Source organism: Streptosporangium nanhuense, assembly GCF_059358815.1.
Map to the genome: position 1 here is coordinate 255,546 of NZ_JCADBG010000012.1, position 12,879 is coordinate 268,424.

Below are 12,879 nucleotides of genomic sequence, written 5' to 3' on the forward strand. Positions count from 1 at the left end.
GAACTTTTTACGTTATGTGCCACTTTGGCAATATATTTTAACGTCGCATCGCGGCTCGATCTTCGAGAGAACCCGTACCTGAGAAACAGGAGGGATCCGCGATACCGGGGCGAGACTAGGAGACCCGCTCGGCGGGAGCGGACCAGGTGTTGCAGGACCCCACGGTGCCGCCCTCCTGGCCGCGCCGCATCCAGGCGGCGCTGCTGGTCCCCGAGCCGTGCGACTGCCGGTAGCCAGCCTCCACGCCCTCGTCGGCGCCGGAACCGCGCCCGGCGAGATGGCGCAGGTTCTCCAGCCGCCTCGGCGCCGCACCGCGCAGCGTCACCGCGGCCAGGCAGTCCGCCTGCAGTTCGAGCCGCCGCGACCACGCCTCGTCGAAGGCCTCCGACCCCCTCTGCTCGGAGATCCCGCTCACCTCCTGGACGTGGTGGGCGTACTCGTGCGCGAGCGTGAACATGATCGGGAAGGCCCGCTCCCCCTCGATCAGCACGTTGACGACGCGAGGCTTGGGACAGTAGATCCCGGCCCAGTCGTAGTCGTCGATCCCGCACGCGGCCTCCTCGGGGGCGGCGACCAGCCGCACCTCCTCAGGAGGCTCGTAGTCGATGCCCGCCTGCCCCAGGGTGGTCGCCCACATCCGGTCCAGGCACCCGCTGAGGGCCCTCAGCGACGCCGTCACGTCGGCGTCGAGGTCCTTGGGAAGGGTGTCGCAGCGGCCGTCGACCGGCCCGGTCTCCTCGTAGAGGCGATGCGTCGCCGCCGCCGAGCGGGGCGAGCCGGGGGCGGTGCCGAGGAGTTCCCTGAGGTCTCCGCCGAGATAGGCGAGCCCGCCGAGGATGACGGCGAAGGCGAGCAGGGTCGGCAGCACCCTCCGGACCATCCCGGAGCGGCGCGGCTCACGCGCCTCCCAGTCCCGGGGCCCGACCATTCGCCTCTTCTCTGATCCTTTTCAACTCCTTTGGGAGGGTCTATCACAATCTTTGGGGCGCCGTCTCGCCAAGCGCCGCCAGCGCCTCGGCCAGTACGTCCCGCACGGCCCGCGCCAGGCGCACCCGGGCGGCGTGCAGCTCTGACGGCTCCTCGTCCCCCGAGGGGAGCGCGGCGGCCCCCTCGAACGCGTCGTGGTAGGCCAGCGCCAGCTGCTCGGCGTAGGCGGCCCATCCGGGATCCCGGCTCACCCGCCTGCCGTGCACCTCGGCCAGCAGCCTGAGCACCGCCCGGTCCCTGCGGCCGGCCAGCAGCTCGGGCCTGAAGTCCCCGCCGACGCCGAGTTCCGCCGCCCAGCGCTGTACGGCGACCGCCCGCGCGTGCGCGTATCCGACGACGAACCCGGGGTTGGCCCACGTCCTGGGCAGGTCCCGCCACGGGGCTTTGCCCGCGGCCTTTCCGGCGCCCTCGGCCGTGGCCCCGCCCGCGTCAGTGACCTCGCCCGAGCCGGTGCCCTCGCCCGTCCCCCGGGCCGCGCCTGTTCCCGTGACCGTGCCCTCGCCCATGGCCCCGGCCGCGCCTTCGCTCCCGCCCGTGGGAACGGCCGCGCCGATCTCCGTGACCAGTTCGCCGGGAACGGCCACCGCGATCTCCAGGAGACCGCCGGGCCGCACCCGGACGGCCGCGATCCCCGGCAGCGCGCGGAGCCGGTCGGCCGCCTCGCAGGGGTCCTCGCCCCGGCGCAGCGCGGCCGGGGAGACGTATGTCGCCTCCCCGGCCCACGTCCCCTTGGGGATCGGTGGCAGGCCGAGAACCTCGCCGAGCGCGCCGGGCGTCATCCCGGCAGCCTAACGATCCCGGAACAACCACGATCCGGTCAGGCCACCGATCCGATCAGGTCACCCGCCAGACCAGGTCACCGATCCGGTCAGGTCACCGGCGGCCGATCGGGCCACCGGTCAGACCAGGGCGTGCGGGTCGGCCGGGCCGTAGTCGACGAGCTGGGCCGAGCCGAGCAGCCAGCGGTCGCGGTCTCGCATGCAGACGTACCCGAAGCGGTCGGCGGAGAAGACCTTGATCCCGTCCTCGCGGCACTGCCGCATCAGCACGTCGGCCCAGTTGTCCGAGACGTCGGCGAAGCCGATGCCCCGCAGGACCGCGCGGCGGGCCAGCAGGGTCGCCCCGGCGACGTCTGGCAGGTAGGAGTACTCCGCCGAGGGCTGGCGCAGCACGGTCGCCGCGACGTCGCGCAGGTGGGCGTAGTAGGCCGCCTTGCCCACGATGTCGGCGCTGGCGAACAGGAAGGCCCGGCTGAGATCGGCCAGGTAGTGCTCGCCGTACCGGTCGCGGGCGTCCATGACCGCCACCAGGTCGCCCTGGCACAGGTCGAGGGCGCGGTTGAGCAGGCCGCCCGTGGTCAGCTCGGTGTCGGAGCGGCGCACCGCGACGTCCACCCCGTCGGGCATCGCCTTCCTGGCCCGCCCGACGGCGTCCGGGGCGTCCGACAGCAGCACCAGCTGGACGACGCCCTTCTGCGGCGCCACCTGGGCCAGCGTGTAATCGAGGTCGCCCCTGTCGATCATGATGACCGAGATGTTCAGGGTGGCCCTGCCGCTGGGCAGGCCGATCGCGTCCAGCAGGTCGTCGACCTTGTTGGTCATCGTGCCCGAGGCGTACGCCTGGCGGAGCGCCACGTGGGCGCGGCGCGCGTCGGGCTCGGTCCCGATGGGGGTGCCGCAGGCGGCCAGCTCGGCCATCCGCCAGGGTTCCGTGCCCGGCGGGCAGTCGACCGCGACGGGCCACCGGTAGGAGGTGAGCACGTCCGGGTACGACAGGTGGCCGGGAAGCAGCTCCTCCAGGGAGAGCACCCGCTCGAACCGGTCACCGGCCAGCGGCAGCGGGTTGTGCACGCGCGGCTGGACGGCGAAGGGCAGGATTCCCAGCGAGGGCGTCCGGCGGCCCTGCTCGGGCTCCTGGGCCGCCAGCGCGGTGCCCCACGCCCCCACGGACCTGGGCAGCGCGGTCACGACGTGCTCGAACAGCCTGGCCGCGGCGACGAACTCGCCGGGCTCGCCCCCGGTGTGCCAGAAGACGGTGCGGATGCCCCGCTCCGCGCACCAGGCCAGCAGGGCGCGCAGTCCCTGGTCGGGATTGCGCAGCTCCGCGGCCCACGGCCCCTCGGTCACCGACTCGACCAGCAGCAGGTGCGGGACCTCGGCGGCCAGCACCCGGGCGAAGTCCCTCGGCGTGAAGCCGGTGGTCTGGCGCCACTCGTAGCGCAGCAGCGCCTCGCCGTGCGGCGCGGCGATCACGGCCGCGGTCAGGTGGGGGCGGGTGTTCGGGCCGGTCGGCACGCGGTAGGGCTTGAGCTTCACCGACCTGCCGCCGACGGTCCTGACGGAGCTGGTGGCCTGGAAGGACGCGCCGGGGACCGGCGCCTTGTCGCCCGCCTTGCGCGGCACCGGCTGGCGCTTGGGAGCGGTCGGGCGCTTGGCGGGCTTGGCCGCCCCGCGCAGGCCGCGCGCCAGCCGCACCGGGTTGCTCTTGCCCGTCTTGATCGCGTCGCCCAGCCGCGACCAGCGGGCCACCTGCACCGAGGAGAGCTTCCACTTGGCGACCTCGGCCTGGTAGCGCTGCTCCGCCAGGTCCTTGCGGAGCTTCTCCTCGGCCGCGTTCGCGGCCTCCAGCCGCTCCTCGGTCTCGCTCAGGAGCTCCTTCACCCCGCGCAGCTCCTCGGCCGCACGCTCCGCATCGGCGATCTTGGCCTGTGCCGCTTCCAGCAGGCGGGCCAGCTCGGCGGCCCTCTCCGCGTGCGCCACCGCCTCCCGCAACGCCTGTCGTGTGCTTTCGAGTTGGTCGCCCGCCACGCCGTCCTCCGTTTCGTGAGCCGGGCGAAAGGATACCCTTTGGTCAATCGCGACACAGAGGAGTCAGCACGGTGCAGTGGCCGACGTTCAATGTGAGGCCGTACGTCTGCGGCGGCATCGGGCACCTCGACGAGGCCGTCCTGGAGACGCTTCGCGAGGCCGGGCCGCGGGTCAGACCCGCCGTCCAGGCCGGGAACGCGGCCCTGTTCAGCTCCTCCCCGCTGCCGCCCTACCGGCGGGACGAGCGCACCTGGGCCTTCGCCTGGGGGGAGCGCACGCCCGTCGGGGCGGCGCCGTGGATCACCGTGGCGGAGACCTACGAGACACCCGGCCTGATCGACGACGGCGAGCGGATCACGCTGCACGCCGGGGGTCTCGGCCTGGTGGACGTCTACTACCTGTCCCAGGGCGGGGCGGTCTACTTCTCCTCGCTGCTCGAACCGCTGCTCTCCCTGGTCCGCACGCCGTACGAGATCAACTGGGACGCCTGGGCCTCGATCATCCAGCTGACCTTCCCGCTGCGCGACGACACCCCGTACGCGCAGGTGAAACGGTTGTCGGGGGCGAGCGCGCTGGTCTTCGACCGGGAGACGGGCCGGGTCGGCGTCGAGCGGATGCTGCCCCGTTGGCTGCGCGAGGAGCCCTACGAGGCGGGCAGGACCGCCGGGGAGATCCTGGAGATCCTGCACGAGGTCTACAAGGAGTTCGACGGGCGCCCGCTGCTGGTGCCGGTCAGCGGCGGCTACGACTCGCGGCTGCTGTGCTCGGTGGCGGTGGCGCGCGGGGCCGACGTGGAGTCGTGGACGACCAGCCCCGACGACGGCACCGACACCGACATCGTCTTCGCCAAGGCGATCACCCGCGAGCTGGGCGTGCGCCACCGGGTGATCCCCCAGGACGCCGCCGCCTACCCCGACGACGCGCTGGCCGCGGCGCGGCGGCTGGAGTTCCTCACCCCGCACCACGCCTGGTACACCCCGTTCGCCCGCGAGGTCCACAAGGCGGGGCGGACGCTGGTCGACGGGCTGGCGGGCGGGCCGCTGCTGAAGAACTTCATGATCAGCGGGGCCGCGCTGGAGGCCTCCACGCAGGCGGAGCGCAAGGCCGCGCTGCTCGGCTCGCTGACGCTGGGCTCCCCGTCCACGCCGTTCCTGTCGGAGGAGGCCGAGGCCTGGGTCACCGACAGCGTCAGGAACGCCTTCACCCAGTCGACCACCATGCTCAACGGCCACCGGGCGGAGCTGTCGCTGTCGGTCCTGCACACCAGGACCGCGCGGGGCATCGCCCGCTCCCCGGTCAACCTGGTCGGCCCCGAGGTCTCGTTCGCGGCGCCGTTCATTCACCCCGACTTCTTCGACGCGGCGCTCTCGGTCGGCGTGCACCGCAAGGACCAGGGGCGCTTCTACCGCGAGATCCTGTACGCGGCCAACCCGCGCGTGGCCGCGCTGCCCTCCACCAACGTGGTCAAGCAGCCGCTCCAGCGGGTCCCGCTCCGCTCGGCCGCCGCGCCCGCCAGGGAGTACGGGCACCGGATGCTCACCCGGGTCGCCGACACCGTGCCCTCGCTGCTGTCCGAGCAGCTCCACGTGGTGGTCGCCGAGGGCCCGGACGCGCTGGCGCGCTTCAACGGCTGGAACGACCGCTTCTGGGTGCGGAGCCTGGTGCTGTTCGGCGCCTGGCTCGGTGAGTACCAGGAGAACCTCCCCGACCTCACCCCTCCCTGGGCCTGACCCACCCCTCCCGGGGCTGACGGACCCGTGCACCGCCCCGGCCTGCCCGCCGGACCCGCGCCCCCGGCCTGCCCGCCGGACCCCTGTGACAGGGGTCAGGCGGGCCTCCGCGACGCCCCGGGAACCGGGCTCGCGACCCCTCTCAGGAAGATCCGGCCCGCGCTCTCGCCGGGCCTCTCGTGCACGGGCCTGATCTGCGGACACGACGGAAAACGCCCTCCCCGGGCGTCCCGTGTTTCGTCCGGGAAAACGACGAGTGACGCGGCGATTACGCGGCAACGGCGCGATGCGCGCGGCGATTCCGTGGGACGGGGGCGACGTAGCACGCCAAGAGGGGTTCCACGGCGTCGGACGGCTGGTAGTGTTCGGCCCAGAAAGCGCCACAACGGACGGTCCTGAATCACAAATTCGGCCTGTCCAAGAGCACGGAGCTCGTGGGGATGACGGCTCCCGCCGGCGCGGTCACCAAACATCATCAGCCGGAGCATCCGGTGACTTCGTCCTGCCCTTTATCACCGTGAGCGAGAACACGATGAACCCATCCCCCCTGCCTTCCCCCTCCCAGGAGTCCGTGGCCGAGGACTTCGTCTCGGCGGACCCCCAGTGGTACAAGCGCGCGGTCTTCTACGAGGTCCTGGTCCGCGGCTTCAAGGACTCCAACGGCGACGGCACCGGCGACCTGCGCGGCCTCATCGAGAAGCTGGACTACGTCGAGTGGCTCGGCGTCGACTGCCTGTGGCTGCTCCCGCTGTACGAGTCTCCCCTGCGTGACGGCGGATACGACATCTCCGACTACATGAAGATCCTTCCGGACTTCGGCGACCTCGGGGACTTCGTGGAGCTGATCGAGTCGGCGCACAAGCGGGGCCTGCGCATCATCACCGACCTGGTGATGAACCACACCAGCGACAGGCACCCCTGGTTCCAGGCCTCCCGGCACGACCCCGAGGGGCCCTACGGCGACTTCTACGTCTGGTCCGACGACCCGGCCGGGTACCCCGACGCGCCGATCATCTTCGTCGGCGCCGAGGAGTCCAACTGGACCTACGACCCGGTCCGCAAGCAGTACTACTGGCACCGCTTCTTCCACCACCAGCCCGACCTGAACTACGAGAACCCGGCGGTCCAGGAGGCCATGCTGGAGGTCCTGCGGTTCTGGCTGGACCTGGGCATCGACGGCTTCAGGCTCGACGCGGTGCCCTACCTCTTCGAGCGCGAGGGCACCGACTGCTCCGGCCTGCCGGAGACCCACGCGTACCTGAAGAAGGTCCGCGCCGAGGTCGACCGCCTCTACCCCGACCGGGTGCTGCTGGCCGAGGCCAACGGCTGGCCCGAGGACGTGGTGGAGTACTTCGGCGACCCCTCGGCCGGCGGCGACGAGTGCCACATGGCCTTCCACTTCCCGCTCATGCCGCGCATCTTCATGGGGGTCCGGCAGGGCAGCCGCGAGCCGATCTCCGAGATCATGTCGCGGACGCCGAAGCTCCCCGAAAGCGGCCAGTGGGGCATCTTCCTGCGGAACCACGACGAGCTCACGCTCGAGACGGTCACCGAGGAGGAGCGCGACTACATGCACGCCGAGTACGCCAAGGACCCGCGCATGCGGGCCTACCTCGGCATCCGGCGCCGGCTCGCCCCGCTGCTGGAGAACGACCGCGACCAGATCGAGCTGTTCACCGCGCTGCTGCTGTCGCTGCCCGGCTCCCCGGTCATGTACTACGGCGACGAGATCGGCATGGGCGACAACATCTGGCTGGAGGACCGCGACGCGGTCCGCACCCCGATGCAGTGGAGCCCCGACCGCAACGCGGGCTTCTCCAAGGCCGACCCCGGACGGCTGTACCTGCCCGTCGTCATGGACCCGATCCACGGCTACCAGGCGGTCAACGTGGAGGCGCAGCAGAAGAACCCCGCGTCGCTGCTCCACTTCACCAGGAACATGCTGGCGATCCGCCGCGACCACCAGGTCTTCGGCACCGGTGTCTACAACGAGCTGTGGTCCAGCAACCAGGCGGTGCTCAGCTTCGTCCGCGAGGACGGCGACGACCTGATGCTGTGCGTCAACAACCTGTCGAAGTACCCGCAGCCGGTCGAGCTCGACCTGCGCCGCTTCGCGGGCATGATCCCGGTCGAGGCCAGGGGCGGTGTGCGGTTCCCCCCGGTGGGCACCCTGCCGTACCTGCTCACCCTGCCCGGCCACGGCTTCTACTGGTTCTCGCTCAAGAACTCCGACACCCCCGGCATCGACGTCTGAGCCCTTCTCGCTGAGACAACCCCGGGACGGTCACCGTCCCGGGGTCATCGCGCGGTGACCGGGACCTGGGCGCGGGCCGCGCGCCCGGCCGGGATCAGCGTCACCAGCAGGGCGGTCCCGACCGCGACGAGCACCGCGACGGCGAGCGTCAGTGCCGAGGGCGTGCGGCCGATGCCCGCCCCCACGCCACTGGTGTGCCCCTGCAGGTCGATCAGCCCGCCGACCAGCGTGGCCCCGGCCGCGGCGCCCGCGACCACGCCCAGCACGATCAGCAGGCCGGTCCCGGTGACGAGGGTGGCGGCCACCTGCCGGGGCGTGAGGCCCATGGCCTTGAGCACCGCGAGGTCGAAGGCGTGGTCGCGCAGCCCCAGGGCGCTCGCGGTCAGGAGGTTGGCCAGGCCGAGCAGGGCGAGCACGACGATCAGCGCCACGATCACCACGCGGATGATCGCGAGCCGTTCGGCCGGGTTGACCACCCGCTGCACCTCCAGGGCCTCGCCCGAGGCGATCAGCAGCCGCGCCCTGACCTCCGCCGGGTCGGCGCCCGGCCGCAGCACCAGGCTGTAGAACTGCGGCGGCACCGCGTCCTTGGCCGCGAGGCTGTCGATGCCGAAGGAGAGCACCTCGCCGTCCTGGTCGGGCTCCACCACCCGGCCCACGAGGTGCACGATCAGCGGGGTGCCTCCGACGGTGAGCCGCACCCGGTCCCCGATCTTCACGTCCAGCAGGTCGAGCAGCCCCTGCCCGGCGACGGCCTCGCCCCGGGCGGCGTACATGCGCCCCTCGACGACCGAGAAGGGGTACGGCTCGGCGGAGGTCCCGGCGGCGCGGGCCAGCACGCTCCTGGTCTGCTCGGGCTCCAGCGCGGGCACCTCGGTGCCGGGGTAGGCGGCGAGCACCGCCGGGTCGGCCCTGGCGATCCGCAGGGCGTCGTCGGCCTGGAGCTTGTCCGGGCGCACGACGAGCGCCGCCGCCTGGCCGACCCGCTCCGGGTGGCGCAGGAAGTCGTCCAGGGTGGCCCAGCAGCCGAGCCCGATGGTGATCATCATCATCGGGACCGCGACGCCGAAGATGCTCAGGAACGCCGGGACGCGCCGGGTGAAGGCGTCGCGGGTGCCCAGGACCAGGGCCGGGGGCAGCCGTACGAGCAGCGCCAGGCGCGCCAGGCGCGACAGGTGCCCCCTGGGCGGCGCCGCGGGGGCCGCGGGGAGGGGCGGGGTGCGGCTGCCCCGCCAGGCGGGCAGGGCCACCGCCACCAGGACCACGGCGGCGGTGCCTGCGGCGATGGCGAGCAGCGGGACCGGGGAGAGCGGCAGGATCGGCACCCCGTCCAGGACGAACGAGGCGGCGGCCTGCCCGCAGACCAGGCCGATGACGATGCCGAGCAGCCCGAGCGCGCCGTGCTCGGCCATGAGCACGCCGAAGACCTGGCCCCGGGTGTAGCCGAGGGACTTCAGGGTGGCGATGTCGCGGGTCTGGCTCAGCACCCGGCCGCCCACCGCGTTGGCGATGGCGAGCGCGGCGGCGACCAGCCCGGTGATCCCGAACAGCGCGAGCAGCATGCCGAGCAACCGGTTGTCCAGCTCCATCGAGGCGCGGACCTCGCGCCAGGTGGACATCCGCTGGATCTGCCCCTCCAGGAGGGTGACGGCGCCGTGCACGGCGGGCAGCGTGGCCTCCCCGTCGGCCAGGCGCAGCCCGGTGACCGACTCGCTGCGGCCCAGGGCGGGCTCGACCCTGGCCAGGACGGGCGCGAGGGTCCAGGCCAGGCCGGGCGTCCACTCGGGGTAGAAGCCCTGGTCGGCGGTGTCGGCCAGGCCGACCACGACGAGCGGGTGGGTGGCGCCGTTGAGCGCGGTCACCGGGAAGAGGCCGCCCACCCTCAAGGAGAGCGCCCTGGCGAAGGAGCGCTCGACGATCACGCCGTCGGTGTCGCCGTGGCGCAGCGGGCGCCCCTCGCGGATCAGGGGCGCGGCGACCCTCGGCGGCGTCGCGGACATCTCCCGCAGCGCCACCGGCGACTTCTTCCCGTCCAGCGTGAGGGTGACCGGAGCCGACCGGTAGGGGCCGGCGACCTGGACCACGCCCGGAAGCCTCGACAGCGCGGCCGGGTCGGGGGCGTCCTTGGTGTGGATCCACACATGCGCGCCCCTGGACTCGGCGAACAGCCCGCGCCACGGGTTGGTGCCGTCCTCCAGCAGGGTCGCGGAGGTGATCAGCGCGGTGACGATCCCGGCCACGGTCAGCACCGTCAGCAGCGCCTGGGCCCTGCGGGCCCTGAGGTCGGCCCGGATCCACCTGACGGAGGCGTTCACGGTGCTCACCGCGTGGAAGCCGGGGGTCGTGCGGCCCGTGAGGTTCGCGGGGGCCGGGGTGGCGGGGGGCGCACCGGTCAGCCTCTCAGTTCGACGACGTCGCCCGCGCCGCCCCGGGGGCGGCGGCGGGCCAGCCCGGCGCCGCCGTCGTCGACGATCTGGCCGTCAAGGAGGGAGACGACCCGGTCGGCCAGGCTGGCCACCCGGGCGTCGTGGGTGACCATGACGACGGCCTGGCCCTCGCGGTGGACCTCGCCGAGCAGGCGCAGGACGTCGCGGGTGTTGCGGCTGTCGAGGTTGCCGGTGGGCTCGTCCGCGAGCAGCAGGCTCGGCTCGTTGGCCAGCGCGCGGGCCAGCGCGACCCGCTGCTGCTCGCCGCCGGCGAGCTGGGAGGGGGCGGCGTCGGCGCGGGCGGTCAGGCCGAGCTCGCCGAGGAGGTGCTCGCGGCGCCGGCGGGCCTCGCGCGTGGAGGCCCCGGCCAGCAGCGCGGGCAGCTCGACGTTGTCGGCCACCGTCATGTTGGCGACGAGGTTGAAGAACTGGAAGACGAAGCCGATCCTCCGGCGGCGGAGCAGCGCCCAGGCGCTCTCGTTGAGCGTGTCGGCCCGCTGCCCGTCGAGCCAGATCTCGCCGCTGGTCCTGGCCTCAAGGCCGCCGATCATGTGGACCAGGGTGGACTTGCCGGAGCCGGACGGGCCCATGACGGCCACGAACTCCCCCTGGCCCACCCGCAGGTCGACCCCCCGCACCGCGGGCACCGGCACCCCGCCGTCCTGGTAGATCTTGACGAGATTGACGGTTTCGACCACGGGAACCGGTTCGGCCACGGGAACCACGGGAGACGTCAACTCAGCTCCTCCTGGCAGCGTTCGAGCCAGTCGAGGTCGGCCTGGACGTGCAGCATGGCCCCCTCGACCAGCAGGAGCGCGACGCGGTTCTCCGGGTCGGTGCGCTCGGCGAGGTCGTTGAGGTCACGCATGAGTCCGAGGTAGTGACGGCGCTGGCGGTTGATCATCGCCATCCTGTCGGCGATGCCGGTCATCGGGGCCAGCACGAGCTTCATGAAGAACTCGTCCCGGACCCTGGGGCCCTCGGTGGGCTCGTCCACCCACGTGTCGAGGGTCTCGCGGCCGGCGGCCGTCAGGTAGTAGACCTTCTTGTTCGGCCGGTTGGACTGCTCGACGTCCACGGCGCGCACCAGGCCGTCCTTCTCCAGACGGCCGAGCGTGACGTAGATCTGCCCGATGTTCGGCGAAGGGTAGGCGCTGCCGAAGATCTGTTCAAGTGCCTGTTTGAGCTCGTAGCCGTGGGCAGGTTCCTTCGCGAGGAGCGCCAGCAGCGTCAGCCGCACGCTCCACCTCCTCGGAGAGCTCGTTACGTGAGCGTTACGGGGTTATCCGTTGACGATGATGTTATCGCTATGCATAACATGCATGCATCTACCTAACACGTATGTAACCAACTGGAAATCGGGAGGTCATGGTGCGCCGACTCATCCCCGTCGCGCTCGCCCTGCTTCCCGTGCTCCTCGGGGTGGGGTGTTCGGCCGCCGGCGCGCAGGAGAGCGAACGGTTCGGCGGGACGGGTCCCTTCACCCTCGTGATCGGTCGCGACACGACCACGTACCTGCAACCGCTGCTCGACCGGTGGAACCAGACCCACCCCGGGGAGCGGGCGACCCTGCTGGAGCTCCCCGAGGCGGCCGACGAGCAGCGTGCCCAGATGGTCGCCAACCTGCAGGCCAAGAGTGACCGCTACGACGTGCTCGGGCTCGACGTCGTCTGGACGGCGGAGTTCGCCGAGGCCGGCTGGATCCTGCCGCTGGAGCGCGCGATGTTCCCGCTCGGCAGGTTCCTGCCCCCGGTCGTCGACACGGCGGTCTACCGGGGCAAGCTCTGGGCGGTCCCCTACACCAGCAACGCCGGACTGCTCTACTACCGCAAGGACCTGCTGGCCAAGGAGGGCTTCAAGCCGCCGAAGACGTGGGAGGAGCTGCGCGCCCAGGCGCGTGCCCTGCACGACAAGTACGGCATCGGCGGCTACGCGGGGCAGTTCCTGGCCTACGAGGGCCTGACCGTCAACTTCGCCGAGGCCGTGCAGTCGGCGGGCGGGCAGATCCTCAGCCCGGACGGCACCAAAGTGACCATGGACGTGACCAGGGCGAAGACCGGCCTGGACTTCCTGGTGGACGGGTTCCGGGAGGGGTGGATCCCGCCCGAGTCGCTCTCCTTCAAGGAGGAGGAGTCGCGGCTGGCCTTCCAGGAGGGCAGGCTGGCCTTCGCCCGCAACTGGCCGCACGCGTACGGGCCGGCCACCGGCTCGTCCGTCGCGGACAAGTTCGGGGTCACCCGCCTTCCCGGGCCGAACGGGCCGGGAACGGCCTCGCTCGGCGGCTACAACCTCGCGGTGAGCGCCTTCTCCAAACGGCAGAAGTCGGCCACCGAGTTCATCCGCTACTTCACCGGCCTGGAGAACCAGCGGCGGGTGCTCGCCGACGGCTCGTTCCCGCCCGTATGGGCCGAGCTGTACGACGACCCCGGTCTGATCAAGCGTTTCCCCTACCTGCCGGTCCTGAAGCAGAGCATCCTCTCCGCCCGGCCCAGGCCCGCCAGCGCCAACTACGAACAGGTGAGCCTGGCGATCGCCAGCGCGATCTCCAACGCCCTCACACCGCCCTTCACCGAGCACGACAGTGACGACGTCGTCTCCTCCCTGAAGGGCCAGCTCGAAGAGATCATCCGGGCTCGATGACGCCGGGGCGATCCCCGGCGGAAGCCGTCATCCCC

9 protein-coding genes are annotated in these 12,879 nt (G+C 72.1%); 3 read left to right on the plus strand and 6 right to left on the minus strand.

Going from position 1 to position 12,879, the window contains the following annotated elements; genetic code table 11:
* Nucleotides 1-115: 115 nt before the first annotated feature.
* The 3 genes from AC5L38_RS23875 to AC5L38_RS23885 form a co-directional block, all read right to left on the minus strand.
* Complete coding sequence (locus AC5L38_RS23875) at nucleotides 116-928, minus strand: neutral zinc metallopeptidase (RefSeq protein ID WP_495245031.1); 813 nt, start codon at nucleotides 926-928, stop codon at nucleotides 116-118.
* A gap of 43 nt (nucleotides 929-971) precedes the next feature.
* Nucleotides 972-1,766, minus strand: a complete 795-nt coding sequence (locus AC5L38_RS23880; RefSeq protein ID WP_495245032.1) for a DALR anticodon-binding domain-containing protein — start codon at nucleotides 1,764-1,766, stop codon at nucleotides 972-974.
* Nucleotides 1,767-1,886: 120 nt separating this feature from the next.
* Entirely contained in the window at nucleotides 1,887-3,794 is a 1,908-nt protein-coding gene (locus tag AC5L38_RS23885; protein ID WP_495245033.1) for a glycosyltransferase family 2 protein, read from the minus strand.
* Between the two features lie 71 nt (nucleotides 3,795-3,865).
* Here AC5L38_RS23885 and AC5L38_RS23890 point away from each other — a divergent pair, with 71 nt between their 5' ends.
* Nucleotides 3,866-5,524, plus strand: a complete 1,659-nt coding sequence (locus AC5L38_RS23890; RefSeq protein WP_495245034.1) for an asparagine synthetase B family protein — start codon at nucleotides 3,866-3,868, stop codon at nucleotides 5,522-5,524.
* A gap of 532 nt (nucleotides 5,525-6,056) precedes the next feature.
* Nucleotides 6,057-7,778, plus strand: a complete 1,722-nt coding sequence (treS, locus tag AC5L38_RS23895; protein ID WP_495245035.1) for a maltose alpha-D-glucosyltransferase — start codon at nucleotides 6,057-6,059, stop codon at nucleotides 7,776-7,778.
* A gap of 44 nt (nucleotides 7,779-7,822) precedes the next feature.
* On the opposite strand, the gene AC5L38_RS23900 is transcribed toward treS, so the two are convergent.
* From AC5L38_RS23900 to AC5L38_RS23910, 3 genes are all read right to left on the minus strand, one after another.
* Nucleotides 7,823-10,093, minus strand: coding sequence for an FtsX-like permease family protein (locus tag AC5L38_RS23900; RefSeq protein WP_495245036.1), 2,271 nt, complete (start codon nucleotides 10,091-10,093; stop codon nucleotides 7,823-7,825).
* A 77-nt stretch (nucleotides 10,094-10,170) separates the two neighbouring features.
* Nucleotides 10,171-10,941 carry an ABC transporter ATP-binding protein gene (locus tag AC5L38_RS23905; RefSeq protein ID WP_495245037.1) on the minus strand — a complete coding sequence of 257 codons (771 nt, stop codon included), beginning with the start codon at nucleotides 10,939-10,941 and terminating at the stop codon, nucleotides 10,171-10,173.
* Entirely contained in the window at nucleotides 10,938-11,444 is a 507-nt protein-coding gene (locus AC5L38_RS23910; protein WP_495245038.1) for a PadR family transcriptional regulator, read from the minus strand. The genes AC5L38_RS23905 and AC5L38_RS23910 overlap by 4 nt, the downstream gene beginning before the upstream one ends.
* Before the next feature lie 128 nt (nucleotides 11,445-11,572).
* Between AC5L38_RS23910 and AC5L38_RS23915 the strand changes: the two genes are divergently transcribed.
* Entirely contained in the window at nucleotides 11,573-12,844 is a 1,272-nt protein-coding gene (locus AC5L38_RS23915) for an ABC transporter substrate-binding protein (RefSeq protein ID WP_495245039.1), read from the plus strand.
* Nucleotides 12,845-12,879 lie beyond the last annotated feature (35 nt).

What these genes read in the sequence shown, in the direction of transcription:
- AC5L38_RS23915 (WP_495245039.1), top strand. Translation starts at nt 11,573, where the DNA reads ATGGTGCGCCGACTCATCCCCGTCGCGCTCGCCCTGCTTCCCGTGCTC.
- treS (WP_495245035.1), top strand. Translation starts at nt 6,057, where the DNA reads ATGAACCCATCCCCCCTGCCTTCCCCCTCCCAGGAGTCCGTGGCCGAG.
- AC5L38_RS23880 (WP_495245032.1), bottom strand. Translation starts at nt 1,766, where the DNA reads ATGACGCCCGGCGCGCTCGGCGAGGTTCTCGGCCTGCCACCGATCCCC.
- AC5L38_RS23875 (WP_495245031.1), bottom strand. Translation starts at nt 928, where the DNA reads ATGGTCGGGCCCCGGGACTGGGAGGCGCGTGAGCCGCGCCGCTCCGGG.